We start from the raw sequence: 24068 nt of genomic DNA on the forward strand, positions 1-24068 counted from the left end.
TAGACTGACGTACGGCTCGTCGCCACCCGGCTCACCGGCCGGCCCTGACTCCGGCTTGCCGCTCTTGACTCCCGTAGGGAAGGGACCACACCTCCAGTGTCAGCACACCCGGTCGATACCGTCACCGCCGCCGCCGCGAACCCCGAAGTCGCGCAGCCTTACAAAGAGCTTGGCCTCAAGGACGACGAGTACGCCCGTATCAAGGAGATCCTGGGCCGGCGCCCCACCGAGGCCGAGCTGGCGATGTACTCGGTGATGTGGAGTGAGCACTGCTCGTACAAGTCTTCCAAGGTGCACCTGAAGTACTTCGGTGAGACCACCACCGACGAGATGCGCTCCTCGATGCTCGCCGGTATCGGGGAGAACGCCGGAGTGGTCGACATCGGTGACGGCTGGGCCGTCACGTTCAAGGTCGAAAGCCACAACCATCCGTCCTACGTCGAGCCCTACCAGGGTGCGGCCACCGGTGTCGGCGGCATCGTCCGCGACATCATGGCCATGGGCGCGCGTCCCATCGCCGTCATGGACCAGCTGCGTTTCGGTGCGGCGGATGCCCCCGACACCCGGCGCGTGGTCGACGGTGTGGTGCGCGGTGTCGGTGGCTACGGCAACTCGCTCGGGCTGCCCAATGTGGGCGGCGAAACCGTGTTCGACGAGTCGTACGCCGGAAACCCTCTGGTCAACGCGCTGTGTGCTGGTGCCATGCGCGTCGAGGATCTGCATCTCGCCTTCGCCTCGGGCGCCGGTAACAAGATCATTCTGTTCGGTGCCCGCACCGGACTCGACGGCATCGGCGGCGTGTCCGTGCTTGCGTCGGAGACGTTCGACGGCGACGAATCGGGTACCGGCCGGAAGAAGCTCCCGGCTGTGCAGGTGGGCGATCCGTTCACCGAGAAGGTGCTCATCGAGTGCTGTCTCGAGCTGTATGCCGCCAAGCTCGTGGTCGGTATCCAGGACCTCGGCGGTGCCGGACTGTCCTGCGCCACGTCCGAGTTGGCCGCGGCCGGCGACGGCGGCATGCACATCGACCTCGAGCAGGTCCCGATGCGCGCGACGGGCATGACGGCGGCGGAGGTGCTGTCCAGCGAGTCGCAGGAACGTATGTGTGCCGTCGTGACGCCCGAGAACGTGGATGCGTTCATGGCCGTGTGCAAGAAGTGGGATGTTCTCGCCACGGTGATCGGTGAGGTCACCGACGGTGACCGTCTCACGATTTCCTGGCACGGCGAAACCGTCGTCGACGTGCCGCCGCGCACCGTCGCCCACGAGGGCCCTGTGTACGAGCGTCCGGTGCAGCGGCCCGCGAGCCAGGATGCGCTGGTCGCGAACACCACGGCGGGGCTGAAGCGGCCCGAGTCCGCCGAGGAGCTGAAGGCGACGCTGCTGAAGATGATCGCGTCGCCGGCTCTGTGCAGCCGGAAGTGGATCACCGAGCAGTACGACCGTTACGTCCGCGGCAACACGGTACTGGCCGAAAATGCCGATTCCGGTGTCATCCGCGTCGACGAGGAGACGGGCCGCGGCATCGCCCTGGCCACCGACGCGTCCGGCCGCTACACCGCACTCGACCCGTACACCGGAGCGCAGCTGGCACTCGCCGAGGCGTTCCGCAACGTTGCCGTCACCGGAGCCACCCCGAAGGCCGTCAGCAACTGCCTCAATTTCGGATCCCCGGAAGACCCGGGCGTGATGTGGCAGTTCCAGCAGGCCGTGCGCGGTCTGGCCGATGGTTGCGCCAAGCTGGGCATTCCCGTCACCGGTGGCAACGTGAGCTTCTACAACCAGACCGGTTCTACGCCGATCCTGCCCACCCCGGTGGTCGCAGTGCTCGGCGTCATCGACGACGTGCACCGGCGCATCCCCACGGGCCTCGGTCTCGAACCGGGTGAAACGCTGATTCTGCTCGGCGAGACGCGTGACGAATTCGACGGTTCGATCTGGTCGCAGGTCGAGCACGGACATCTCGGCGGCGTCCCCCCGCAGGTCGATCTCGAACGCGAGCAGCTTCTCGCCGACATCCTCCTGGCGTCGTCGCGTGACGGCCTGGTGTCTGCCGCACACGACCTGTCGGAGGGTGGCCTCGCGCAGGCTGTCGTCGAGGCCGCGCTCGCCGGTGAAACCGGTTGCCGCATCCTGCTTCCCGACGACGCCGATCCGTTCGTCACCTTGTTCTCCGAGTCGTCGGGTCGTGTGCTCGTCGCCGTCCCGCGTACGGAAGAAACTCGCTTTACCGGAATGTGCACGGCACGTAACCTCCCGTGGGTGCGCATCGGTGTGGTGGACGAAGGCTCCGACTCCGTGGAGATCCAGGGACAATTCTCGATCACCCTTGCCGAACTGCGCGCGACGTCAGAAGCGACCCTGCCGGCGTTGTTCGGGTGATGCGTGGTCGAATCGGGGGCGCTGGACAGGATTGACACCGAGCCGCGGGAACGCCCGCGGCTCGGTGGATCGATCCGTCTTCGCGACTCCCGGCTCGAAAGATTGTGGCGTCTCCTGCGTCTCGACGTCACCGGCATCGCCTGTGCGACGCTGTTCTTCTGCTGGTCGCTCACCCCGTCGTTGCTGCCTCGTGACTGGCTGTTCCAGGGTTTGATCGGGGGGATCAACGCCGCGATCGGCTATGCGTTCGGTACGGCGCTGGGTTGGGCCGTGCGCCGGTACTTCTTGCGACGCAAGGCGTGGTGGCCGCTGCCGGAATCACGATCCACCACGATCACGGTATTCGTCACGGTCACCTCCGTGGTGGTGAGCCTGGTGATGCTCGGGTACTCGGCGGCGTGGCAGCGGGAGATCGCCGGCCTCATGGGCGCCGAGGGCACCACGACCACGGGATACATCCGTACCGGTGGGCTCAGCTTGCTGGTCGGTGGGGCCATCGTCTCGGGGTGGCGGCTGCTGCGCGAGTTGGTGCGATGGATAGCGGGCCGTCTGATCCGGCGCTGGCACCTCGCCATTCCCACCGCCACGACAGCGGGCATCCTCATCGTCACGGTGTTGTTTCTCCTCCTCGTCGACGGGGTTCTGGTACGCGGCATCTATGCCGTCGCCAATCTAGGGTTCAGCCTGCAGAATTCGTCCACCCGGGACGGTGTCGTCCAGCCGGTCGACCCCGAAAAGTCGGGCAGCCCGGCGTCGTTCGCGCCGTGGGACACGCTCGGGTACGAGGGCCGCAACTTCGTCTCCCGGGGGCTGGACGCAGCCGGTCTCACTGCAGCGAACGGCACACCGGCCGTAAACCCGATCCGTGTCTATGCCGGCCTCGAGACGGCCGAGGACGCGGACGCCCGCATGGACATCGTCATCGACGAACTCGAGCGGACCGGGGCATTCCAGCGCGAGGTGCTGGTGGTCATCCCGACCACGGGAACAGGATGGGTGAATCCCACTGCAGCGCAGGCTATCGAGCTCGTCCACAACGGAAACACCGCGTTGGTGGCCAGTCAGTATTCCTTCCTGCCGAGTTGGGTGTCCTTCCTCGCCGACCGAGACAAGGCCGCCGAGGCGGGACGACAACTCATCGGCCGGGTGCACGAACGTTGGCTCCAGGAGCCCGAGGCAACCCGTCCCAAGTTGCTGGTCTACGGCGAGAGTCTCGGGACTCAGGCGGGGGAGGGTGCCTTCGACACGCTGACCGACATCCGGCAGACCGTCGACGGTGTGCTCTGGGTCGGCCCGCCCAATGCGAACCGTCTGTGGGGGCAGTTGATCGAGCGTCGTGACCCCGGCACCTCTGAGGTGGATCCGGAGTACGCCGCGGGTCTGGTGGTGCGATTCGCCGACGACGCCGCCGACATGGTCGACAACACCCGGGAGTGGCTCTCTCCCCGGATCCTGTACGTGCAACACGCATCCGATCCGGTGGTGTGGTGGTCGCCGGACCTCGCGTTCACCAGACCGGACTGGTTGAAGGAACCGCCGGGCGACGACCGCTCACCGTCGATGAAATGGTTTCCCTTCGTGACGTTCTGGCAGGTGTCGGCCGATCTCACCAATGCGGCCGGAGTACCGGACGGGCACGGTCACAATTACGGGACGCTCGTGCTCGACGGGTGGGTCACCGTTGCTCAGCCCGAGGGATGGACACCGCTCGACACCATGCGGGTCCGGACGGCTCTCGACATGCTTGCCGGTAGCGAGGGTCCAGAGAAGTGAGCAGATCGTCGTCTGTGTTGGTGGCAACGGCGGTCGTGGTGTGGAACAACGGGATACTTCCGCGGTGCGGGTGGGGGCCGTACGGGCGCGCGGTCGCCGGCGCCGCAACGGCGCTGACAGCGGTGGGAGTGGTGCGCGCCGCCGGGTACAGCCGGAACGAACTAGGGCTGTCCCCAGCCACAGTGCCTGCGGGACTGAGATCCGGCGCGGCGGCCGCGCTGATCCCGGTGGTCGCAGGTGCCACGGCCGTAGTGGCGCAGCCGTGGCGAAGTGGGGTACGGCGCGCAGCGCATTCCGCGGACTTCTACGGCTGGGTCGGTTTTCGGATCCCCGTGGGCACGGTGGTCGCCGAGGAACTGCTGTTCCGCAGCGTCCTGAGCGCCGTCCTGCAACGGGAGTGGTCACCGCGGACCGCGCGTGCGTTGCATGCGGTGACGTTCGGACTCTGGCACCTTCGGGCGGCCCGACTCGCGCACGACAGTGTCCTCGGCACGGTGATCGTCACCGCCGCATCGGGAGTGTTGTTCGAAGAGCTGAGGCGCCGGAGCGGCAGCGTCGTAGCGCCCGCACTGCTGCACCTTTCGGTCAACGTCGCCGGCGCGGTCGCCGCCCGGGCCGCGGAACCCGGACCAGTAGATTGAAGGCATGCCGCGTCGAGCCGTGAACCCAGCCGAGATGAGGGCGGCCGTCCTGGAAATCGGCCCGTGGTTACGCGGGGACACCGTCGAGAAGCCGTCCCGAACCGTCCTCGCTGCGGCGGTCCGGCTCAGCGCCCGAACTCTCGAGCAGGTGGCCCCCGGATCGAGCGTCGAGGTGAGGGTTCCCCCGTTCGTGGCGGTGCAGTGCATCGAGGGCCCGCGCCACACGAGGGGCACACCACCCAACGTGGTGGAAACCGACCCGCGGACCTGGTTGCTCCTCGTGACGGGCCTGATCGACTTCGATGAGGCGACTCAGGGCGGCGGGGTCACCGTGTCCGGGGCCCGCGCCGGCGAGATCGCCCACTGGTTGCCGCTGCTGCGGGTGTAGTCAACCCAGCCACAACGAACGGGTGCGCGGCAGCCCGCTCGACCCGTCGTCGGACGGACGAACGGCGAGCACCTGTGGTCGACGCGCCCGCGTGTTCCGACATACCGATGCCGGAGATGCGGCCTCGGAGCCGTCCCAGCATCGGACGCGCACGGGAAGTGGTATTCCGATGACGCCCTCGAAGGCGTCGAGGAGGCGTGTGGCCGCGGTCGGAGCCGTGGTGCGGACAGTCAACGGAAGACCCCCACTCTGTCGATCCGAGCTTTCGATCGGTATCGAAACTAACCGATGTCGGTCCGTTCATCCCGGATCTGCACACACGCATGGGGCACCGTGGCCGAGCCGACCGCCGACGGCACGTAGACTGTGGGTGCCCCTCACACGCCCATCCCCAGGGAGCACCCAGGTGACCAGAGCCGATCTGTCGGTCAACAGTCCTAATCTCCTCTCTTCGAACCCGTCCGACGAGGACGAGAACGAACCCCGCGAAGAATGCGGCGTCTTCGGCGTCTGGGCGCCGGGAGAGGATGTGGCGAAACTCACGTACTACGGGCTTTATGCTCTGCAGCACCGTGGACAGGAAGCGGCAGGCATTGCCGTCGCGGACGGCTCCCAGGTGCTGGTGTTCAAAGACCTCGGTCTGGTCAGTCAGGTGTTCGACGAGCAGACGCTGGCCGCCATGCCCGGGCACGTCGCCGTAGGGCACTGCCGGTACTCGACCACGGGATCGACCACGTGGGAGAACGCCCAGCCGATCTTCCGGACCACCGCCGCGGGCAGCGGTATCGCTCTCGGACACAACGGCAACCTGGTGAACACGGCGGAGTTGGCCGGACGGGCGCGGGAAGCCGGGCTGGTCAACGACAAGCGCCCGGGCGGCGCCACCTCCGATTCGGATGTCGTCGGTGCCCTCCTCGCGCATGCCGCCACGGACAGCACCATCGAGCAGGCGGCGATGAAACTGCTGCCGACGCTGCGCGGCGCGTTCTGTCTCACCTTCATGGACGAGCACACTCTCTACGCGGCCCGAGACCCGCACGGCATCCGCCCACTCTGTCTCGGCCGCCTGGACCGCGGCTGGGTGGTCGCCAGCGAGACCGCCGCCCTCGACATCGTCGGTGCATCCTTCGTCCGCGACATCGAGCCCGGTGAACTTCTCGCCATCGACGCCGACGGAGTCCGCTCCTCCCGCTTCGCGAACCCCGAACCCAAGGGCTGCGTGTTCGAGTACGTGTACCTGGCGCGCCCGGACAGCGTCATCGCCGGCCGTTCGGTGCACTCCACCCGCGTCGAGATCGGCCGTCGACTCGCCACCGAGCATCCGGCCGACGGCGACCTCGTCATTCCGGTTCCGGAGTCGGGCACCCCCGCCGCGGTCGGGTACGCGCAGGGGTCGGGAATTCCGTACGGCCAGGGGTTGATGAAGAACGCCTACGTGGGCCGTACCTTCATCCAGCCGTCCCAGACCATTCGTCAGCTCGGTATCCGGCTCAAGCTCAACCCGCTCAAGGAAGTCATCCGAGGTAAACGTCTCGTCGTGGTGGACGACTCCATCGTCCGCGGCAACACGCAGCGCGCACTCATCCGGATGCTGCGGGAGGCGGGTGCTCTCGAAATCCACGTCCGGATCGCCTCACCGCCGGTCAAATGGCCCTGCTTCTACGGCATCGACTTCGCCTCGCCTGCCGAGCTGATCGCCAACGGCGCCGGGGGCGGAGCCGAGCCCGGAAGCTTCGACGAGATGCTCGAAGGCGTCCGCCGATCCATCGGCGCCGACACCCTCGGCTACATCTCCACCGACGGGATGATCGCGGCCACCGAGCAGCCCGCCACGCGGCTGTGCACGGCGTGCTTCACCGGCACCTATCCCATCGCACTCCCGACGGAAACGTCGATCGGCAAGAACGTCCTCGAAGGAATGCTCGAGAGCGCGGCCGGCGGTCCCGCCACCCGGGACAACGACAACGCGCACGCGCTCAGCCGACCCTAGGCCAGTACATCGGGTCGGCCGTCGAATGTGCTCCGGTACCGTAAGGGCGCAATCACAGCACTCGATTGCCCGACCGACACCACATTGACGAGCAACAGAAGGCTGGAGTAACAACCACATGACCGAGGATCCGACAAGTCGCCCTGGAGCGTCCTACGCCGCCGCGGGAGTCGACATCGCCGCAGGCGATCGGGCGGTGGAACTCTTCGCGCCCCTGGCCAAGAAGGCCAGCCGTCCCGAGGTTCTCGGTGGTCTGGGTGGATTCGCGGGTCTCTTCGCGCTCAAGGGTGATTACAAGGAGCCGCTGCTCGCGGCCTCCACGGACGGTGTCGGCACCAAGCTCGCCGTCGCCCAGGCGCTCGACAAGCACGACACGGTCGGACTCGACCTGGTCGCGATGGTCGTCGACGATCTCGTGGTGTGCGGCGCCGAGCCGCTGTTCCTCCAGGACTACATCGCTGTCGGACGGGTCGTCCCCGAGCGGGTCGCCGAGCTGGTCAGCGGCATCGCCGAGGGTTGCATCCAGGCCGGCTGCGCGCTGCTGGGCGGTGAGACGGCAGAGCACCCGGGCGTGATGGCCGACGGCGACTACGACCTGTCGGCGACCGGCATCGGCGTGGTCGAGGCCGACCAGCTTCTCGGTCCGGACCGGGTCCGGCCCGGCGACGTCGTGATCGCCATGGGCTCCTCCGGGCTGCATTCCAATGGTTACTCGCTGGCCCGCAAGGTGCTGCTCGAGATCGACCACATGAGCTTGACGGCACACGTCGACGAGTTCGGACGCACGCTGGGCGAAGAAATGCTCGAGCCCACCAAGATCTACGCGAAGGACTGCCTGGCCCTCGCCGCCGAGACTGATGTGCGCACGTTCTGCCACGTCACCGGCGGGGGACTCGCCAACAACCTGGCCCGGGTCATGCCCAAGGGGCTCGTCGCGGAACTCGATCGCGGAACCTGGAGCCCCGCTCCCATCTTCGCGATGATCGCGCAGCGCGGTCGCGTCGAGCGCAGTGAGATGGAGCAGACGTTCAACATGGGTGTCGGCATGGTCGCCATCGTGGCTCCCGAGGACGTCGATCGTGCGCTGGCCGTCCTGACGGCACGGCACATCGACTGCTGGACGTTGGGCAGCATCAAGAAGTCGCACGACGCATCGGAGCTGCGGGCGCAGCTCGCCGGGGACCACCCGCGATTCTGAGGATCTGACAAAGCCGGACGGGGCGAGCTAGCGGCCCTGTCCGGCTGAAGATGTGGAAATGAGGGGGAGCCGGACTCGGCTCCCCCTCATTTCGTTGTCGCTACTATCAGCGCCGCCAGTCGTCATCGTCCTCCAAGGAGTACCCCTCCCTGTCGGCACGCTGGTCAGCAAAGACCTCGTCCCGATGCGAGTTGGACGACCCACCTGAGAGCTCTCGTTGCAGGCTGTCAAAATCCGTGGTCGGTACGCTGTACTTCAACTCGCGTGCAACCTTGGTCTGCTTTGCCTTAGCCCGGCCGCGGCCCATGGCTGACCCCCTCGCGCTTTCGCGGGGCGGCCTGGGGAATTTGGCGGCCCCGTTTGAGTGTGTAAGTTCCTGCCCACACTCTAGCGTGGAAAAGTCGCTCGCGCTTCCATCCACCGCCTGTCGTGGTGTCTGTTGTGTCTCACCCAGTGCGCGAGCAGCCAGAATGCCGAAATTTTTCGGCTCAGAACACTCCAGGAATCGCGCGGACCGTTCCCACCCGGACGCCACCACCGAGCACGGGCTGCGAGGCGAGGGCAGCGAGGTCCTCCGTCCACTCCGCGCCCATCCTGTGCAGCAGGGCTGCGGCCAGCGGCAGGCGGGCCCGTTCGTGGCCGTCCTCGATCTTGAGCGCGAACGCCGAACCGTCCGGCAGTGCTCCGGCGTAGACGGCTTCGGCGCCGGCCTTCGACACCAGGCCGGGCACCACCGGCATCAGCCGGGCGTCGTCCTTTCCGGTGCCCGAGATCAGATAGGGGTGCTCCCGAATGGCGTCGGCGACGGCGCGCTCCGGTGAATCGGGCTCGGCCGTGACGAGCCGCGCGAAGGCCCGCGCCAGATGCGTCAACGACAGCGGGACGATCGGGAGGCCGCAACCGTCGATACCCAATTCCGCGTCGACCTCACCGCTGATCGACCCGAGGGTCTCGACGACCGCGAGTTGCAACGGGTGCGTCGGCTCGAGGTAGCTGTCCAGCGGCCAGTCGTTGGCCAGGCAGGTGGCGAGCATCGCGGCATGCTTGCCCGAGCAGTTCATGTAGATCGGCCGGGGGAGTTCGCCGGCCGCCAGCAGTTCGGCGCGGGCGAGTTCGTTGGACGGGAGGTCCGCGGGACAGCGGAGCTGATCCTCGTCGAGTCCGTGGCGGAGAAGTAGTTCCTCGACCAGCTCGACGTGGTCCGATTCCCCTTCGTGCGAGGCGGTCGCAATCGCGAGTTCCTCCGCACTCGTCGGCGCGAAGCCGTTCCTGAGGAGCGTCACCGCTTGCCAGGGTTTGTTGGACGAACGCGGGTAGATCGGCGTGTGCACCTCGCCGACCGCGACGGCAATATCGCCGTCCGGACCCAGGATCACCGCGGATCCTCGATGGACGCACTCGCGGAACCCCGATCGAACCACCTCGACGAGTTCGATGCTCACGTCGTCACCTTGTCCTCCGGCTCGGCCATGCCCGCTCGCTCGACGACGCGCCGGGCCATTTGGGCGGCGGCCGGCGAGAGATCCTCCTGCTGCGCGAGCAGAGCGGCGCAGCGCTCGGCGTCGCGGCCGGTGAAGAGATCACGCACGGTGACACCGTGCGCGGGTATGTGGTGGCGGTGCACGGTGTCGCCGGCACTGATCGACCCTTCCGTCACCACCCGCAGGTAGGCCCCCGTGTCCCCGCGCTGAGTGAACCGCTTGACCCAGTGCTCCTCGCCTGCCCACACCGCAAAGGTGCGGCAGGGCGTCCGGGGGCTGTCGACTTCCAGCTCGGTGGTGCCGATCCGCCAACGCTCCCCGATCACCGCGTCGCTCGTCGGGACGCCGCGTACCCGCAGATTCTCGCCGAACCAGCCCGGTGGTAACTCGCGGCCGAGCTCCGCCTCCCACCGCCGCGCCTCGTCTTCCTGATACGCGTACACGGCTTTGAACGGGCCGCCGTGGTACTTGGTGTCGCAGACGTAGTCGCCTGCCAGCCCGGTGGCCGTCACCCGTATCGGACCGTCCACGGGACGCTTGTCGATAGCCGTGCGTTCCACACGTCGGACACCACTGTCCCGCTCGGTGTGCAGGACGCAGACAGCCAGCACCTCGCCGGCCGCCCTGGCCCCTGCGCTCACCGGCCGCGCAGCCGCTCGACGGCGGCTCGGCCGGCCTGCACGGTCTCCTCGGTGGGAACGGAGTCGGGATCGATGGAGGCGGCGCACGGTCCCGTGACCAACTCGGTGTCGACGGGAATGGAGCGTTTGATCAGGGCGAGGGCGATGGGACCGAATTCGTGATGGTCGATCACCGTGCCCACACGGCCCACTGTGCGGCCGCCTGCAGTGACAGGGTCACCGGTTTCCGGGCGACCTTCGGCGCTCCCGTCGAGGTGCAGCAGCACGAGGTGTCGGGGCGGCTTGCCGAGATTGTGAACACGGGCCACCGTCTCCTGCCCGCGGTAGCAGCCCTTCTCCAGGTGGACGGCCCCGTGTTCGGCAGGACCGCCGATCCACCGGACTTCGTGCGGGATGGTGCGTTCGTCGGTGTCGAGTCCGAGGCGGGGCCGCAGGGCCGCGACCCGGAGCGCCTCGAAGGCCCACGTTCCGGCTGGTGCGGCTCCCGCCGCGGTGAGCCGAGCCCACCAGTCGGTCAGCTGCTCGCGGGGCACCAGCAGGTCGAACGAGGAGTCGGTAGGCCATGGCATGCGGCGAACGAATCCGCCGCCCGCCAGTCCGACGGCGGCATACGGCTCGGTCGGTGCGGCGGCTCCGGCTCCCTCGAGTGCGGCGGGAGCGTCCGGTCCGATCACGGTGAGGACCGCCAGCTCGTTCCCGTCGCGGGGTTCGGCCTTGGCCCAGAACACCATCTTGGTGAGGAACGACAGGAGGTCGGGTCCGCGATCGGTCTCGGTGTCGATCCAGGTGACGCCGGCGAGGTCGGTCTGCACGAAGTGGTGTTCGACGCGGCCGTTGACGTCGAGGCTGAGGTTCTCCGCGCCCTCACCGTCGGCGAGGGCGGCGATGTGCTGGCTGGAAATGGTGTGCAACCAGGTCAGTCGTTCGGCACCCGCGACGGCGAGGACGAAACGGTGGGACCGGTCGATGACCACGGCGGAACGCTCGGCGCTGCGCTGTTCCCCGAGGGGGTCGCCGTGGTGCCATGCGACCCCGGCGTCCGGCGAGTCGTCGGGCGCGCGGACAGCGCCCGGGGTCGTGAGAAGTGGACTTGGTGAAACGGGCAGTTTGTCGACCACGAACCCAGTCTAGGGACCACGGAGGGGGTGGGGCGGCAGGCAGGGTGGATAGGCTGGCTCCATGTCTGATGCAGTGCTGGTGACGCTGGACCACGAGGTACGCGATGCGAACGCCCCGCTCCTGTACGCGGACGATCTGGCGGTGGTGCGCGGCGACGGTGTCTTCGAGACGCTGCTCGTGCGCGGCGGCCGGGCGCTCAAGGTGGAACCGCATCTGTCCCGCCTCGTGACGTCCGCCCGGGCCCTCGCCCTGCCGATGCTGGATCTCGACGAGTGGCGCCTCGCCATCGAACTTGCCGTGGAACAGTGGGGCTCCGAACGCGAGGGTGCGATGCGTCTGGTGCTCAGCCGGGGGAGGGAATCCGGGGGTGACCCGACGGCGTTCGTCACGATCGGTGCGGTGTCCGACCGCATTCTCGACGCTCGTCGCGACGGCGTGTCGGTTCTCACACTGGCACGTGGGTACTCCGTGGACCTGTCCGCGAGTGCGCCGTGGCAGCTACTCGGGGCCAAGACCTTGTCATATGCGACCAACATGGCGGCTCTGCGCTACGCGGCGACGTTGGGCGCCGACGATGTGATCTTCGTCAGTAGTGAAGGCAATGTGTTGGAAGGGCCACGTTCCACCGTCGTCATCGCCCGGGAGAAAACGCTCCTCACCCCGCCGCCGGAGCACGGCATCCTGCCGGGGACCACGCAGCAGGCGCTGTACGACGTGGCGTCCAAAAAGGGCTTCCGCTGCGAGTATGCCGCGCTGCGTCCCGCAGATCTCATTACCGCAGAGGGTGTTTGGCTAATTTCCAGCGTCACCATGGCAGCGCGGGTGCGCAAGATCGACGGACTGGTGCTTCCGGAGCCTCCTCTCGCTGACGAGATCGTGAAGCTGGTGGACCTTGCGGTCGAGACCGCGGGCTCGGAGTCCGCCGAGGCTTGACAGGCCTACTACATTCGGTAGTAGCTAGGTCCCGTCGGGGAAGTCGTGCGAGGGAAGAGTCTCGCAGAAAGGACTGCCTCGACGGGATCACGCGCACAGGGATCGAGCGGATGCCCACGCCTCGACCCCGAAGCCTGTCCTAGGGCCCAGTTTCGGAGTAGCCATGGATACCCTGGATGTCTCCCGGTGGCAGTTCGGCATCACCACCGTTTATCACTTCATTCTCGTCCCGCTGACGATCGGGCTCGCGCCTCTGATCGCTGCAATGCAGACGATGTGGGTGGTCACCGGTAAGGCCCACTGGTATCGGCTCACCAAATTCTTCGGCAAGCTCTTTCTGATCAACTTCGCGCTCGGGGTCGCGACCGGCATTGTGCAGGAATTCCAGTTCGGCATGAACTGGAGCGAGTACTCGCGCTTCGTGGGAGACGTGTTCGGCGCCCCGTTGGCGCTCGAGGGGCTCGTCGCATTCTTCCTCGAGTCGACCTTCCTCGGGCTGTGGATCTTCGGCTGGGGCCGGCTGCCGAAGCTCGTCCACCTGGCGACCATCTGGCTGGTCGCGGTCGGGGTGAATGCTTCCGCGTATTTCATCATCGCGGCCAACTCCTTCATGCAGCATCCGGTCGGCGCCACCTACAACCCCGACACCGGTCGCGCCGAACTCACCAGCATCTGGGCGCTGCTCACCAACAACACGGCGATGGCAGCCTTCCCGCATGCGGTGGCAGGGGCGTTCCTGACCGCCGGAACGTTCGTCGCGGGTATCTCGGGATGGTGGATGGTGCGCAACATGCGACGGGCGCGGACGGTCACCGCACCCGAGGCGGCGAAGCTCGAAGGTGACGCACGGACCATGTTCCGTCCGGCCGCGCGCCTGTCGCTCCTGGTGGTGATTGCCGCCGGTGTCGGACTCGTCTACACCGGCGACGTGCAGGGCAAGCTGATGTTCGAGCAGCAGCCCATGAAGATGGCGTCGGCAGAATCGTTGTGTCACACCGCGACCGACCCCGACTTCTCCATTCTCACGGTCGGCACCCACAACAACTGCGACGGTGTGAAGCACGTGCTCGAGGTGCCGTTCGTCCTGTCCTATCTCGCCGAGGGCGAGTTCACCGGGGTGACGTTGCAGGGCGTCGAGGATTTGCAGGCCCAGTACGAGGAGCAGTTCGGTCCGGGCAACTATCGCCCCAACCTGTTCGTCACCTACTGGTCGTTCCGCGCGATGATCGGTCTGGCCGCCGGGTCCACTCTGCTTGCGGTGGCCGGGTTGTGGCTCACCCGCGGCAACCGTGTCCCCGACCAGAAGTGGTTCTCGTGGCTCAGCATCGCTGCGATCCCGACACCCTTCCTCGCCAACAGCGCCGGCTGGATCTTCACCGAGATGGGCCGCCAGCCCTGGGTGGTCGCGCCCAATCCCACCGGGGTGGACATGATCCGGCTGACGGTCGACCAGGGCGTGTCGCATCACTCGGTGTGGACGGTGTGGTTCTCGCTGATCACCTTCACGCTCCTGTACGGCGCACTGGCTGTGGTGTGGTTCATGCTGATTCGTCGTTACGCCGTCGAGGGGCCACTCGAGCACGATGCCCATCCGCCGGGTGACGACGACGAGGAACCCGAAGAACCGGGCACGCCGAAGCAACTCTCGTTCGCCTACTAGGAGAGACGGTCATGGGACTGGTAGAAGTGTGGTTCATCCTGATCGCGGTGCTCTTCACCGGCTACTTCGTGCTGGAGGGGTTCGACTTCGGCGTCGGGATGCTGATGCCGGTGCTCGGCAGGCGCAAGGATGCCGACGGCGACACTCGCCGGCGAGTCGTCCTCAACACCATCGGTCCTGTGTGGGACGGCAACGAGGTGTGGCTCATCACGGCGGGCGGCGCCTTGTTCGCAGCGTTCCCCGAGTGGTACGCCACGTTGTTCTCCGGTTTCTACCTGCCGCTCCTGCTCATTCTGGTGGCCCTCATCGTGCGAATCTGTGCCATCGAGTACCGCGGCAAGATCGACGACGACAACTGGCGCCGCCGTTGCGACTGGGGCATCGTCTTCGGGTCGTGGGTCCCCGCGGTGCTGTGGGGTGTGGCCTTCGCGAACATCGTGCGGGGAGTGGACATCAATGCCGAGAAGGTGGTCACCTCCAGTCTTCTCGATCTGCTCAATCCCTACGCGCTGCTCGGTGGTCTGACCACGGCGCTCCTGTTCGCATTGCACGGTGCCGTCTTCCTGGCGCTGAAGACCGCCGACGAGGTCCGCGTCGACGCCGTCGAACTCGCAGCGAAGCTGGCACTGCCCACAGTTCCGGTGGCCGGGGCGTTCGTCTTGTGGACGCAGTTGGCGCACGGCAAGGGGTGGACCTGGATCCTGGTGGCCGCGGCAGCCGCTGCTCTCGCCGGGGTGGTCGCCCTCACCCGGGCCGGACGTGAGGGCTGGGCGTTCGCACTGACGTCGATCGCCGTCATCGCGAGCGTGGTGCTGCTGTTCGGTTCGCTGTTCCCCAACGTCATGCCGTCCACCCTCGACGCCGCGTACAGTCTGACTGTCGACAACGCGTCCTCGAGTCCGTACACGCTGACAGTGATGACCTGGGCGGCTGCCTTCCTCACTCCCGTGGTCCTCCTCTACCAGGGCTGGACGTACTGGGTGTTCCGACAACGTATTTCGACCAAGCAGATCCCGCCGTCGATCGGTCTCCCACTCGGGCGCAGATGAGCGTCGACTCAGGAAGTGAACTTCGTCTTCCCGGTGAGCGTCCCACCGGGAAGGCCGGTTCACGGCCGCCGATCGACCCCCGGCTGTGGCGCTACTCCGCCGCGGCTCGCGGCTATCTCGTCCTGACCGTCGGCCTGTCCGTCGTCAACGTCGCGATGGTCGTCATCTCGGCCCTGGCCCTCGGGCGGATACTCGCGGGAATCATCGTCGACGACGTCACCGACGTTCGCCGATGGACCACCGAACTGTCGGTTCTCCTGTTGGCGATGGGAGTTCGGGTCCTCGGCACCTGGCTGCAATCGAGGTTCGCCCATCGCGCGGCCAGTCGGGTGGTGGCCGAACTAAGGGGTGAAGTACTCGGAGTCGCCGCCCGGATTCGGCCCCGCGACCTCGACGTGCGTCGGGACGAGATCGCAACGGTACTGACGCGCGGGATCGACGGTCTGCTGTCCTATCTCACGGGGTATCTCCCCGCTTTGGTTCTGGCCGCCACGCTCACCCCGGCGACCCTGGCGGTCATCGCCTTTCAGGATCTGACGTCCGCGGCGATCATCTTCGTCACCTTGCCGTTGATCCCGATCTTCATGATCCTCATCGGGCTGCTGACCCGAGGCAAGGCTGCGAAGACGCTGACCGCGATGACGGCACTGTCGTCGCAGCTGCTCGACCTACTCGCCGGTCTGCCGACGCTCCGCGCGCTGGGGCGTGAGCACGGACCCGCCGCACGCGTGCGCGAACTCGGTGACGCACATCGCCGCACCGCGATGTCCGCCCTGCGGGTGGCGTTCCTCTCGTCCATGGTGCTCGAACTGCTTGCGACACTGTGCGTCGCGTTGGTCGCCGTCAGTATCGGTCTGCGTCTGGTATACGGCGAGATGAGCCTGGAGGCAGGAATTGTGGCGCTCATCCTCGCGCCCGAGGTGTATCTCCCACTGAGGATGGTCGGAACACGCTTTCATGCCGCGGAAGACGGAATGGCTGCCGCAGAAAGGGCATTCGCGGTGATCGATACCGAACTGCCCGGCGACGGCGGCGGCATCGGCCGTATCGACGCACGAGGAGCGAGCATCGAGTTCGACGGCGTCAGTGTGCAGTCGCGCCGCGGGATGGCGCCACATGCCTTGTCGGGAGTGCTCGAGCCCGCTCGCGTCACCGCGCTGACCGGACCGAACGGCTCCGGCAAGTCGACGGCCGTGCAGGTACTTCTGGCCCTCACGGACCCGGATGCAGGTGAGGTGCGGGTGGCCGGAACGCCTGTCCGGCAACTCGACCGGACCGCGTGGTGGGCGCAGGTGGCCTGGTTGCCGCAGCGTCCCGTCCTGGTACCCGGCACCCTCGAGGAGAACCTTCGGCTGATCGGCGACGTGGTGGATATCGAGTCAGCCTGCGCGGCAACCGGTTTCGATGCGGTTCTTGCCGAGCTTCCGGACGGGTGGGCCACCCGTGTCGGGGCAGGCGGAGCCGGCTTGTCGCTGGGCCAGCGTCAGCGGCTCGCGCTGACCCGTGTGCTCGCCACCCGCCGTCCCGTCCTCATCCTCGACGAACCGACAGCGCATCTCGACGACAGGTCGGAAGACACCGTGCTCCACTCGCTGCGCAGACTCGCGGCGGCGGGAAAGACCGTCGTCGTCATCGCGCACCGGGCCAGTGTGCTGGCCGCCGCCGATTCCGTGATCGAGGTGCGCGCCGATGTCGAATGACCCGCTCCTGCGAGCTCTCCCGCTCCTCGAACTCGAGCCGAAAAGAGTGCTGCGGGCCGTCGCCGCCGGCGTGGCCACCCTGGGAAGCGCGTTGGCACTCGCCGCGCTCTCGGCGTGGCTGATCACCAGAGCCTGGCAGATGCCGCCCGTCCTCGATCTGAGTGTCGCCGTGGTGGCGGTCCGTGCCCTGGGAATCTCCCGCGGCGTGTTCCGTTACCTCGAGCGGCTGGCCACCCACGACACCGCCCTGAGGGGAACGACGTCCGCCCGGAGTCGGCTGTACCAGCGGCTGGCCGCCGGCAATCCCGCAGCTGCGGCAGGATTGCGCCGCGGCGACCTCCTTGCTCGCACCGGGGCCGACGTGGACACTCTCGGCGATGTCGTCGTGCGTGCGCTGGTGCCGATCGCTGTCGCGGTCGTCCTCTCGGTGGCCGCCGTGGGCATCCTCGCTGTCATCTCGCCCGTCGCGGCGCTGATCCTGGCGGTCTCGCTCGCCGTGTCCGGGATCGCGGCGCCGGGGCTGTCCGCCCGCGCCGCGCTGATGTCCGAAAGGGACAGCGCCGCAGCGCGCGCACGCTTCAGCGAAGAGGCCGTCACGGCGCTCGATCACGCCGCTGAACTGACAGTGGCAGGTCGACTCGACCGCACTGTCGACGGTGCGATCGCTGCCGAGCGGGCCGCCGTCGCAGCGACCGACCGCGCCGCTGTGCCCGGCGCCTTCGCCGACGCCGCGACCCCGCTCGCGGTCGGGGCCAGCGTGATCGGGGCACTGCTGATCGGCATGAACATGTACTCGTCGGGGACCATGAGCCCGATGGCCCTCGGCATCCTCGTCCTCGTTCCGCTGTCGGCGTTCGAGGCGACCAGCGCCCTTCCCGCGGCCGCTGTCGCGCTGACCCGGGCCAGGATCGCGTCACGTCGGATCCTTGCGCTGTTCGATGCCGCCACCCCGGACCCACATCCCGGGAATCGGGAACTGGACGGCCCCGTGCACGTGCGCACGACCGGTCTCCGATGCGGATGGCCAGGCGGCAGGACAACAGCGCCGATCGACCTGGACCTCCCGCCCAGCGCCCGGGTCGCGATCGTGGGCGGCAGCGGCTCCGGTAAGACCACGGCGCTGATGACACTGGCCGGACTGCTTCCTCCGGTGTCGGGGGCGATCGACGTCAACGGTGCCGCGCCGGCCGACATCCGGCCCGACTCCCTGCGGCGTCGGATCGGATTCTTCGCCGAAGACGCGCACCTCTTCGACACATCCGTCCTCGAGAATCTGCGCGTCGCACGCGGCGATCTCCAGGAGGATGAGGCGCTCGACGTCCTGGAGTCCGTGGGGCTCGGTGACTGGGTTTCGCAGTTGCCGCAGGGCCTGGCCACCACGCTCGCCGGCGGCGCCCGGGCGGTGTCGGGCGGGCAGCGTCGCAGGCTGCTGCTCGCCCGCGCACTCCTCTCACCCGCCGACGTGCTGTTGCTCGACGAACCCACCGAACATCTCGACGCGGACAGCGGAGCGCAGCTGCTGCGGGATCTCCTCGCACGGGACGCAAAGCTGGTGTCGGGGGAGCGCACCGTCGTCGTGGTCACTCATCAGCTGCCGGAGGATACCAGCGTTGACGTGGTGATTCACGCCGAGAATGCCGAGAGCGAAAATACGTTGCCGACGCTGTGAGGGCGGCGTACTTTCTTGAGTACACGAGGAAGGAGGTGGTCTGAAGTTGAATGACAAACGGACACGTGAGGTGGCTGCCAGCTAGCCGCTACCGCTGACGGAATTCACTGACCGCGCGAGCGGCGAGCGAATCCCAGGCAGCTACCCGGCCCCCGAGCCCCCGGTCTGGTCCAGATCGGGACCGGTGCACCCGCACCGGAAGGCTCGGGGGCCGTTCTGCGCTCCGCGCCTGTGAGTACTTATTAACAATGGATTGTTAATAAGTACTCACAGGCGGTTATCCACAACCTCACATCCATCCACAGGCCAATTACGATCGTCGGCTTTCGCCCGTGGGTCTGTCGGTGACGCTGCGCACCGTTCGGTCCATGACCACCGCGACATCCGACTGCACACCCGAATTTCAGCGCGTTCTCGACTACCAGCACGGGATCATCACAGCCAAGCAATTGCACGACTTGGGTCTTTCGACCCGCCAGATCCAGCATCGCGTCGAGTCGGGTCAGTGGCCGGCCGTGCTCCACGGCGTGTACGCGGTGACCAACGGACCACTCGACCGCTCCATGACTCTGTGGGCGGCCCTGCTGTTCGGTGGTCCGAGGGCTGTCCTCAGCCATCGCACGGCGGCCGAGGAGTGGGCGCTCGAATCCGTCGACGCCTCTGCGCCCGTCCATGTGACCGTGCCCTATGGACTGTCGGCGGAGTCGCAGGCGCCCACATATCGGCAGGCCGGTAGCCGGTCCGAACGGCTCGTCCCGAGAGAGGGCGATCTACTCCATCCCGGTGTCGTCGTGCATCGCTCCCGAGCACACACCCACATCACCGTGCCGACAGTGCCCCCGCGGACGTCGCGAGCGGACACAATCCTGGACCTTGCCGTTTCCGAACCATCGGCAGCAACTGGTGCCCGGGTAGTCGTGGCAGCAGCGACGACTGGCGGTGTTCCGGTGCACGATCTGCTCCGACGGATCGAGGAGCGGCCACCGCGCAGATATCGTCGTGCTTTGACCGCAGCACTCGTGTCGGTGTCGGATGGCGGTGTTCAATCGCTCCTCGAGCACCGCTACGCCGCAGACGTGGAGAAGGCGCACGGGCTACCGGCAGCGCGTCGGCAGTCACCCATTCTCGTCGACGACCGCACCCTGTACGAAGACGTGGACTACTCGGACACCGGTATTCCGCTGATCGTGAGACTCGATGGATTGCGATACCACTCGTCACGCGTGGTTGCTTTGCGCGACCGGCGCCGCGGCAACGCAGCGGAAATCGCAGGAAAACCGACGCTGGTGTACGGCTGGGAAGAAGTGACTCGGCGCCCGTGTGTCGTCGCCGCGGAGGTTCGAACGGTGCTCGGACGCGGTGGCTGGAGTGCCTCCAACCCGTGCCCGCACTGTGCGCACTTATCAACCGCGGAGTGTTAACAAGTACTCACGGGTGGGGTCAGCCGATATAGCGGGTAAGGCGCGCCGAAAGGCGGGGAAGAAGTTCTCCGTCGGCGATGATGCGTTCCTCGACGTACGCCAGGTCGCCGCCTTCGACGATGCCGTACAGACGCTTGGCGCCGCCGACGAGGGCACCGGAAGTGCTGCGGATGACGACATCGGTGGCGAGTTCCCACGACGACTGCGTGAGGGCGCGACCGTAGAACAATTCGACGATGCCGGAGCTGTGGGTGAGAAGCAGCTCGACGACTTCTTCGTTGGTGCTGCCGGGTATGCCGTCGCCGCTGATGCGCCAGAAACCGGATTCGCGGAGATCGGGACGGACGTATTCACCTTCGCTGTCGAGCACCCAGGACTGGGACTCCCAGCTCAGGTAGTTGCCGCCGTTGTGAGAGACGATGATCTGCTGCCCGAATCGGTAGTCACCGGTCTCGGGGTCGTGGCCTTCGCCTTCACCGCGCCACACACCCACGAGGGGCAGTACCGCGAGGAGTTCGTTGTTGAGGTCCGGCCCGAGCCGCAGGTTCGCGGTGTCCTCGGGCAGCGGAAGGTCCGGAAGCAGGGGAATGTTGCGTGACGCCGTCGACTTGGAGCGCTCGATGGCGGCCGCGACTGCTGCGTCTCCACTTCCGCGACGAACGGTCGCGGAATCGCCGGCCTGCTCGTCGGAAGCCGGCCGGTCGGGAGACGGATCTGCGCCTGCGTCCGGGGAAGAACTCACGACTCGTCGGTGACCAGGCGGTAGATCGTGTACAGCGAGAACCACGTGATCAACACGGCGGCAAGGACAAGAAGTACCTCGAAGAAGATAACCACGCTGCCATCTTAAACCGACGCATTCGAACGGTCGAAACGGGAGCGGCGTTCGCGGACGGCTAGTACCGTTCTCGCGTCGCCGGCCTTCGGGGCCGGGATTCTCCTTTCTCTATCCGGCCAGGTCGTTCCGCGATATTCATGGAGGTTTCATGCTGCGCCCATGCCCTGATCTACTGATGAAAGGTGTGATCATCGCCACAGCAACTCTTCTCGCGTCGGCGATGCCGGTGGTCGCGGTGGCGGCGCCGGATACCGGAAGTGTCGGCTCGGGGAGTGCCGACACGGACCGGGTGGATCCGAACAACTACGCCACCGAGTGTCCGGACGTCCTGATCGTCGCCGTGTCGGGCGCCACCGATTCGACGGAGGACCGCAACCCGCTCACGGACGAGGAGCGACAGCTCTGGTCGAATTGGGTGGGCAACGTGACGGTTCCGACGGGGGCGCGCAACGCCGGCGAGCCGGGAAAGGTGGGATGGATGTACGTCCCCTATCCCTCCACCTACGGTGTCGGGCTCCTCGAACCCGTTCCCACGTACCAGGATTCGATGGCGGCGGGTGTTGCTTCGACCAATCGGATCCTCGACGAGAACAAGAAGAAGTGTGGTGATGCCACCAAGTACGTTCTCGTCGGGTACAGCGTCGGCGCCGAGGTGGTGGAAAGGGTGGCCCGCGAACTCGGTCACCGCGACTCCACCGCGCTGGTGACCGCGGACGACATCGCCGGCGTGGCCTTGATCGGCGACCCGTACCGGCCCGCGGGAACTCCGTCGCTCGGTGATACCGGCCCGGCGGGTGGGGGATTCATGGCGTCCGAGCCCGCCGACTACGGCGCGCTGGACGGCAAGATCACCTACGCCTGCAGGCCGTACGACATCGCGTGCGACGCGCCTCAGGACATCGCGGTTCTCGACCTCGCGTTGGGAGTGCTCGGTCAGATGCACTTCACGGTGCTGAACCCGGGCCAGACGTTCTCCGACTTCGCGACCGCGGTGTCGGGCATGGCTGCGCGCTCCATCGTGCACATCATCACCCATGAGGACTGGTTCGCTTCGGAGGAATCATTTCTCGATGTGCTGCGGAAGGTGGCCGACCTCAGCTATGACCCCGACGGGCCAGACCGCGACATTCAGCTGACCGACGAGCAGGTTGTCGAGGCGCTGAACTGGGCGACGGGGCCCGGCGCAGACGTGGTGCAGGCCAAGCTGGCCGACGAGGGCGCCGGATTCCTCGAGGACAACAAGGACATCGTCGACCTGGTGGTCAAGCCGTACATATTCCTGGCGTTCATCCAGCACTTGCTCTACTGGAACAACAATCCGAACGACCCCTGGTACTGGGAGAGCGAGAAACTGGTCGATTGGATCACCGACCTGGCCCACGCCGAAAAAGGCAGCGATACAGCGGCGCAGCCGGACGCTGCAACCCCGGGCAGCTAGACCCTCGCAGCCGAGAAAGGCCCCGCTCCGTATACGGAGCGGGGCCTTCGTGGTGCGGTGAAACTATTCGCCGACGGTGACGTCGACGTTGTGAACGCCTGCGCCGCTCGGGCTCACCGTGGCGGTGCCGTTGCCGGAGCTGGACAGTGCACGCACGGTCCAGTCGCCGGGAGCGGCGAAGAAGCGGAAGTCGCCGGTGCCCGAGGCAACGACCTCGGCGGTGAACTCGCCGCTGCCGTCGAGGAGGCGCACGAACGCTCCACCGATCGGCTGTCCGTCAGTGGCGAGGACACGGCCGGTGATGACCGTTTCCTTCTCCACGTCCACGCCTGCGGGCAGGGTCTGGGTCTGTACGGGTGCTCCACACATGATCAGTGAACCTCCAACTCGATCGGGGCGCCGACGAGTGAGCCGTATTCGACCCAGCTGCCGTCGTAGTTCTTGACATCGGACTTGCCGAGGATTTCCTTGAGCACGAACCAGGTGTGGCTGGAGCGCTCACCGATGCGGCAGTACGCGATGGTGGGCTTGGACTCGTCGTAGCCCTTCTCCGAGTACAGCTTCTCGAGGTCGTCGTCCGACTTGAAGGTGCCGTCCTCGTTAGCGGTGGTGCTCCACGGGATGTTGAGGGCGCCGGGGACGTGTCCACGCTGCTGCGCCTGCTCCTGCGGGAGGTGCGCCGGCGCGAGGATCTTGCCGGAGAACTCGTCGGGGGAACGGACGTCGATCAGGTTCTTGTTGCCGATCGAGTCGATGACCTCGTCACGGAACGCGCGGATCGACAGGTCGGGGGCCTCGGCCTTGTACTGGGTGGCCGGGCGGGTGACGGTCTCCTTGGACAGGGGGCGTCCGTCGAGTTCCCACTTCTTGCGTCCGCCGTCGATCAGCTTGACGTCCTGGTGGCCGTACAGCTTGAAGTACCAGTACGCGTAGGCGGCGAACCAGTTGTTGTTGCCGCCGTACAGGACGACGGTGTCGTCGTTGGCGACGCCCTTGGCGGACAGGAGGTCGGAGAACTGCTGCTGGTTCAGGAAGTCACGACGGACGCCGTCTTGCAGGTCCTTCCGCCAGTCGAGGCGGATGGCACCCTCGATGTGGCCGCCGTCGTATGCGCTGGTGTCCTCATCCACCTCGACGAAAACGGTCTTGGGGGCATTGAGGTTCTGCTCAGCCCAGTCGGCGGAGACTAGGACATCGGAGCGAGCCATGGTGTTCCTTTCGATGTGTACTTACTCGGTTCGGGTGGATGGTGCAGTGGTGTGTGGCGGTCAGGCGTTGGCGCGCACTCGTGCGACCAGCGGATAGATCTGGCAGCCCAGACAGAAGCCGAACGCCGCGTTGAGGAACGCGGCGAACAGGGCGAAACCGGTGGCCACGCCGCCGACGATGCCGGAACCGGCCAGGAAGCCGATGGTTCCGACTGCTGCGAAGACGAAACCGACGAGCTGGGCGAATCGAAGCGGTGCGACGGGTTCCTTCTCGGTCACCGGTGCGAGCCGGGGAGCAACGAGTGCGCCGAAGATGCGGCCGTAAGGGCTGCGGCGCGGCCCGGTGGCCGCACCGACTGCGAAGACGACGGCCTGCAGGGCGAGCAGGACGCCCGCGGCGAGCAGCGAGAACGCAGAGAGAACGAACACGGCGACCAGGACGGCGGTGGTGACCCAGGCGGCGAACCGGGGGCCACGAACGTCGACCTGCTCGACTTCGAGGGTTGTGGACATGAGAAGTGCTCCTGCGGTGAGTGCTG

General features: G+C 66.9%; 21 protein-coding genes. 13 read left to right on the plus strand and 8 right to left on the minus strand.

The annotated features are described in order from the left end of the window. Positions 1-96 precede the first annotated feature (96 nt). The 6 genes from purL (at position 97) to purM (ending at position 8372) form a co-directional block, all read left to right on the plus strand. Positions 97-2382, plus strand: a complete 2286-nt coding sequence (purL, locus tag GFS60_RS05975) for a phosphoribosylformylglycinamidine synthase subunit PurL (protein ID WP_159919623.1) — start codon at positions 97-99, stop codon at positions 2380-2382. A gap of 3 nt (positions 2383-2385) precedes the next feature. Next, positions 2386-4155, plus strand: a complete 1770-nt coding sequence (locus GFS60_RS05980; protein ID WP_159919625.1) for an alpha/beta hydrolase — start codon at positions 2386-2388, stop codon at positions 4153-4155. Between the two features lie 20 nt (positions 4156-4175). After that, positions 4176-4796: a CPBP family intramembrane glutamic endopeptidase gene (locus GFS60_RS05985; protein WP_442972179.1), complete on the plus strand. Its 621-nt coding sequence runs from the start codon at positions 4176-4178 to the stop codon at positions 4794-4796. A gap of 4 nt (positions 4797-4800) precedes the next feature. Further along, positions 4801-5184 (plus strand): sterol carrier family protein, encoded by a 384-nt coding sequence (locus GFS60_RS05990; RefSeq protein ID WP_109327215.1) that lies wholly within the window; start codon positions 4801-4803, stop codon positions 5182-5184. A gap of 406 nt (positions 5185-5590) precedes the next feature. Next, complete coding sequence (gene purF / locus GFS60_RS05995) at positions 5591-7174, plus strand: amidophosphoribosyltransferase (protein ID WP_109327225.1); 1584 nt, start codon at positions 5591-5593, stop codon at positions 7172-7174. A gap of 118 nt (positions 7175-7292) precedes the next feature. Further along, positions 7293-8372: a phosphoribosylformylglycinamidine cyclo-ligase gene (gene purM, locus GFS60_RS06000; protein WP_159919629.1), complete on the plus strand. Its 1080-nt coding sequence runs from the start codon at positions 7293-7295 to the stop codon at positions 8370-8372. A gap of 106 nt (positions 8373-8478) precedes the next feature. Here the strand turns inward: purM and GFS60_RS06005 are convergent, their stop codons facing one another. The 4 genes from GFS60_RS06005 to ygfZ form a co-directional block, all read right to left on the minus strand. Then, positions 8479-8679 (minus strand): DUF3073 domain-containing protein, encoded by a 201-nt coding sequence (locus GFS60_RS06005; protein ID WP_109327228.1) that lies wholly within the window; start codon positions 8677-8679, stop codon positions 8479-8481. A gap of 181 nt (positions 8680-8860) precedes the next feature. Beyond that, complete coding sequence (locus GFS60_RS06010; RefSeq protein WP_159919630.1) at positions 8861-9814, minus strand: asparaginase; 954 nt, start codon at positions 9812-9814, stop codon at positions 8861-8863. Continuing rightward, a complete protein-coding gene (locus GFS60_RS06015; RefSeq protein WP_159919632.1) occupies positions 9811-10494 on the minus strand; it encodes an MOSC domain-containing protein in 684 nt (227 codons plus the stop codon). The genes GFS60_RS06010 and GFS60_RS06015 overlap by 4 nt, the downstream gene beginning before the upstream one ends. Continuing rightward, positions 10491-11612 carry a CAF17-like 4Fe-4S cluster assembly/insertion protein YgfZ gene (gene ygfZ / locus GFS60_RS06020; RefSeq protein WP_159919634.1) on the minus strand — a complete coding sequence of 374 codons (1122 nt, stop codon included), beginning with the start codon at positions 11610-11612 and terminating at the stop codon, positions 10491-10493. Before ygfZ ends, GFS60_RS06015 begins: the two co-directional genes overlap by 4 nt. A 61-nt stretch (positions 11613-11673) precedes the next feature. On the opposite strand from ygfZ, the gene GFS60_RS06025 reads away from it, so the two are divergent. The 6 genes from GFS60_RS06025 to GFS60_RS06050 all read left to right on the plus strand — a co-directional run bounded on the left by GFS60_RS06025 (position 11674) and on the right by GFS60_RS06050 (position 20045). Beyond that, positions 11674-12546: an aminodeoxychorismate lyase gene (locus tag GFS60_RS06025; protein WP_159919636.1), complete on the plus strand. Its 873-nt coding sequence runs from the start codon at positions 11674-11676 to the stop codon at positions 12544-12546. 163 nt (positions 12547-12709) lie between these two features. After that, complete coding sequence (locus tag GFS60_RS06030; RefSeq protein ID WP_159919638.1) at positions 12710-14206, plus strand: cytochrome ubiquinol oxidase subunit I; 1497 nt, start codon at positions 12710-12712, stop codon at positions 14204-14206. 11 nt (positions 14207-14217) lie between these two features. Next, positions 14218-15255: a cytochrome d ubiquinol oxidase subunit II gene (gene cydB / locus GFS60_RS06035; RefSeq protein ID WP_159919640.1), complete on the plus strand. Its 1038-nt coding sequence runs from the start codon at positions 14218-14220 to the stop codon at positions 15253-15255. Next, complete coding sequence (cydD, locus tag GFS60_RS06040; protein ID WP_159919642.1) at positions 15252-16955, plus strand: thiol reductant ABC exporter subunit CydD; 1704 nt, start codon at positions 15252-15254, stop codon at positions 16953-16955. Before cydB ends, cydD begins: the two co-directional genes overlap by 4 nt. After that, the gene (cydC, locus tag GFS60_RS06045) at positions 16945-18624 is read left to right on the plus strand and encodes a thiol reductant ABC exporter subunit CydC (protein WP_159919644.1); all 1680 of its coding nucleotides are present in this window, start codon (positions 16945-16947) and stop codon (positions 18622-18624) included. Before cydD ends, cydC begins: the two co-directional genes overlap by 11 nt. 368 nt (positions 18625-18992) lie before the next feature. Next, on the plus strand, positions 18993-20045 hold the full coding sequence (locus tag GFS60_RS06050) for a type IV toxin-antitoxin system AbiEi family antitoxin domain-containing protein (protein WP_159919646.1): 1053 nt from the start codon (positions 18993-18995) through the stop codon (positions 20043-20045). Between the two features lie 19 nt (positions 20046-20064). Here the strand turns inward: GFS60_RS06050 and GFS60_RS06055 are convergent, their stop codons facing one another. Continuing rightward, positions 20065-20667, minus strand: a complete 603-nt coding sequence (locus tag GFS60_RS06055) for an FABP family protein (RefSeq protein ID WP_374433773.1) — start codon at positions 20665-20667, stop codon at positions 20065-20067. 364 nt (positions 20668-21031) lie between these two features. Here GFS60_RS06055 and GFS60_RS06060 point away from each other — a divergent pair, with 364 nt between their 5' ends. Then, positions 21032-22321, plus strand: a complete 1290-nt coding sequence (locus GFS60_RS06060) for a cutinase family protein (RefSeq protein WP_397518014.1) — start codon at positions 21032-21034, stop codon at positions 22319-22321. A 63-nt stretch (positions 22322-22384) separates the two neighbouring features. Here the strand turns inward: GFS60_RS06060 and GFS60_RS06065 are convergent, their stop codons facing one another. From GFS60_RS06065 to GFS60_RS06075, 3 genes are read right to left on the minus strand one after another with little or no spacing between them, the layout of a single operon-like run. Beyond that, positions 22385-22690 carry a DUF1416 domain-containing protein gene (locus GFS60_RS06065; RefSeq protein ID WP_159919651.1) on the minus strand — a complete coding sequence of 102 codons (306 nt, stop codon included), beginning with the start codon at positions 22688-22690 and terminating at the stop codon, positions 22385-22387. A gap of 2 nt (positions 22691-22692) precedes the next feature. After that, positions 22693-23529: a sulfurtransferase gene (locus tag GFS60_RS06070; protein WP_109327243.1), complete on the minus strand. Its 837-nt coding sequence runs from the start codon at positions 23527-23529 to the stop codon at positions 22693-22695. Between the two features lie 60 nt (positions 23530-23589). Continuing rightward, positions 23590-24042, minus strand: coding sequence for a DUF4395 domain-containing protein (locus GFS60_RS06075; protein ID WP_159919653.1), 453 nt, complete (start codon positions 24040-24042; stop codon positions 23590-23592). Positions 24043-24068 lie beyond the last annotated feature (26 nt).

It is taken from the genome of Rhodococcus sp. WAY2, from assembly GCF_009859915.1.
In the GTDB taxonomy this organism is placed as follows: domain Bacteria; phylum Actinomycetota; class Actinomycetes; order Mycobacteriales; family Mycobacteriaceae; genus Rhodococcus_F; species Rhodococcus_F oxybenzonivorans.

Bases quoted from the DNA above. Each gene is read 5' to 3' on its own strand.
- GFS60_RS05990 (WP_109327215.1), top strand. From the start codon at position 4,801: ATGCCGCGTCGAGCCGTGAACCCAGCCGAGATGAGGGCGGCCGTCCTG.
- purM (WP_159919629.1), top strand. From the start codon at position 7,293: ATGACCGAGGATCCGACAAGTCGCCCTGGAGCGTCCTACGCCGCCGCG.
- GFS60_RS06005 (WP_109327228.1), bottom strand. From the start codon at position 8,679: ATGGGCCGCGGCCGGGCTAAGGCAAAGCAGACCAAGGTTGCACGCGAG.
- GFS60_RS06025 (WP_159919636.1), top strand. From the start codon at position 11,674: ATGTCTGATGCAGTGCTGGTGACGCTGGACCACGAGGTACGCGATGCG.
- GFS60_RS06030 (WP_159919638.1), top strand. From the start codon at position 12,710: ATGGATACCCTGGATGTCTCCCGGTGGCAGTTCGGCATCACCACCGTT.
- cydB (WP_159919640.1), top strand. From the start codon at position 14,218: ATGGGACTGGTAGAAGTGTGGTTCATCCTGATCGCGGTGCTCTTCACC.
- cydD (WP_159919642.1), top strand. From the start codon at position 15,252: ATGAGCGTCGACTCAGGAAGTGAACTTCGTCTTCCCGGTGAGCGTCCC.
- cydC (WP_159919644.1), top strand. From the start codon at position 16,945: ATGTCGAATGACCCGCTCCTGCGAGCTCTCCCGCTCCTCGAACTCGAG.
- GFS60_RS06050 (WP_159919646.1), top strand. From the start codon at position 18,993: ATGACCACCGCGACATCCGACTGCACACCCGAATTTCAGCGCGTTCTC.
- GFS60_RS06060 (WP_397518014.1), top strand. From the start codon at position 21,032: ATGCTGCGCCCATGCCCTGATCTACTGATGAAAGGTGTGATCATCGCC.
- GFS60_RS06065 (WP_159919651.1), bottom strand. From the start codon at position 22,690: ATGTGTGGAGCACCCGTACAGACCCAGACCCTGCCCGCAGGCGTGGAC.
- GFS60_RS06070 (WP_109327243.1), bottom strand. From the start codon at position 23,529: ATGGCTCGCTCCGATGTCCTAGTCTCCGCCGACTGGGCTGAGCAGAAC.
- GFS60_RS06075 (WP_159919653.1), bottom strand. From the start codon at position 24,042: ATGTCCACAACCCTCGAAGTCGAGCAGGTCGACGTTCGTGGCCCCCGG.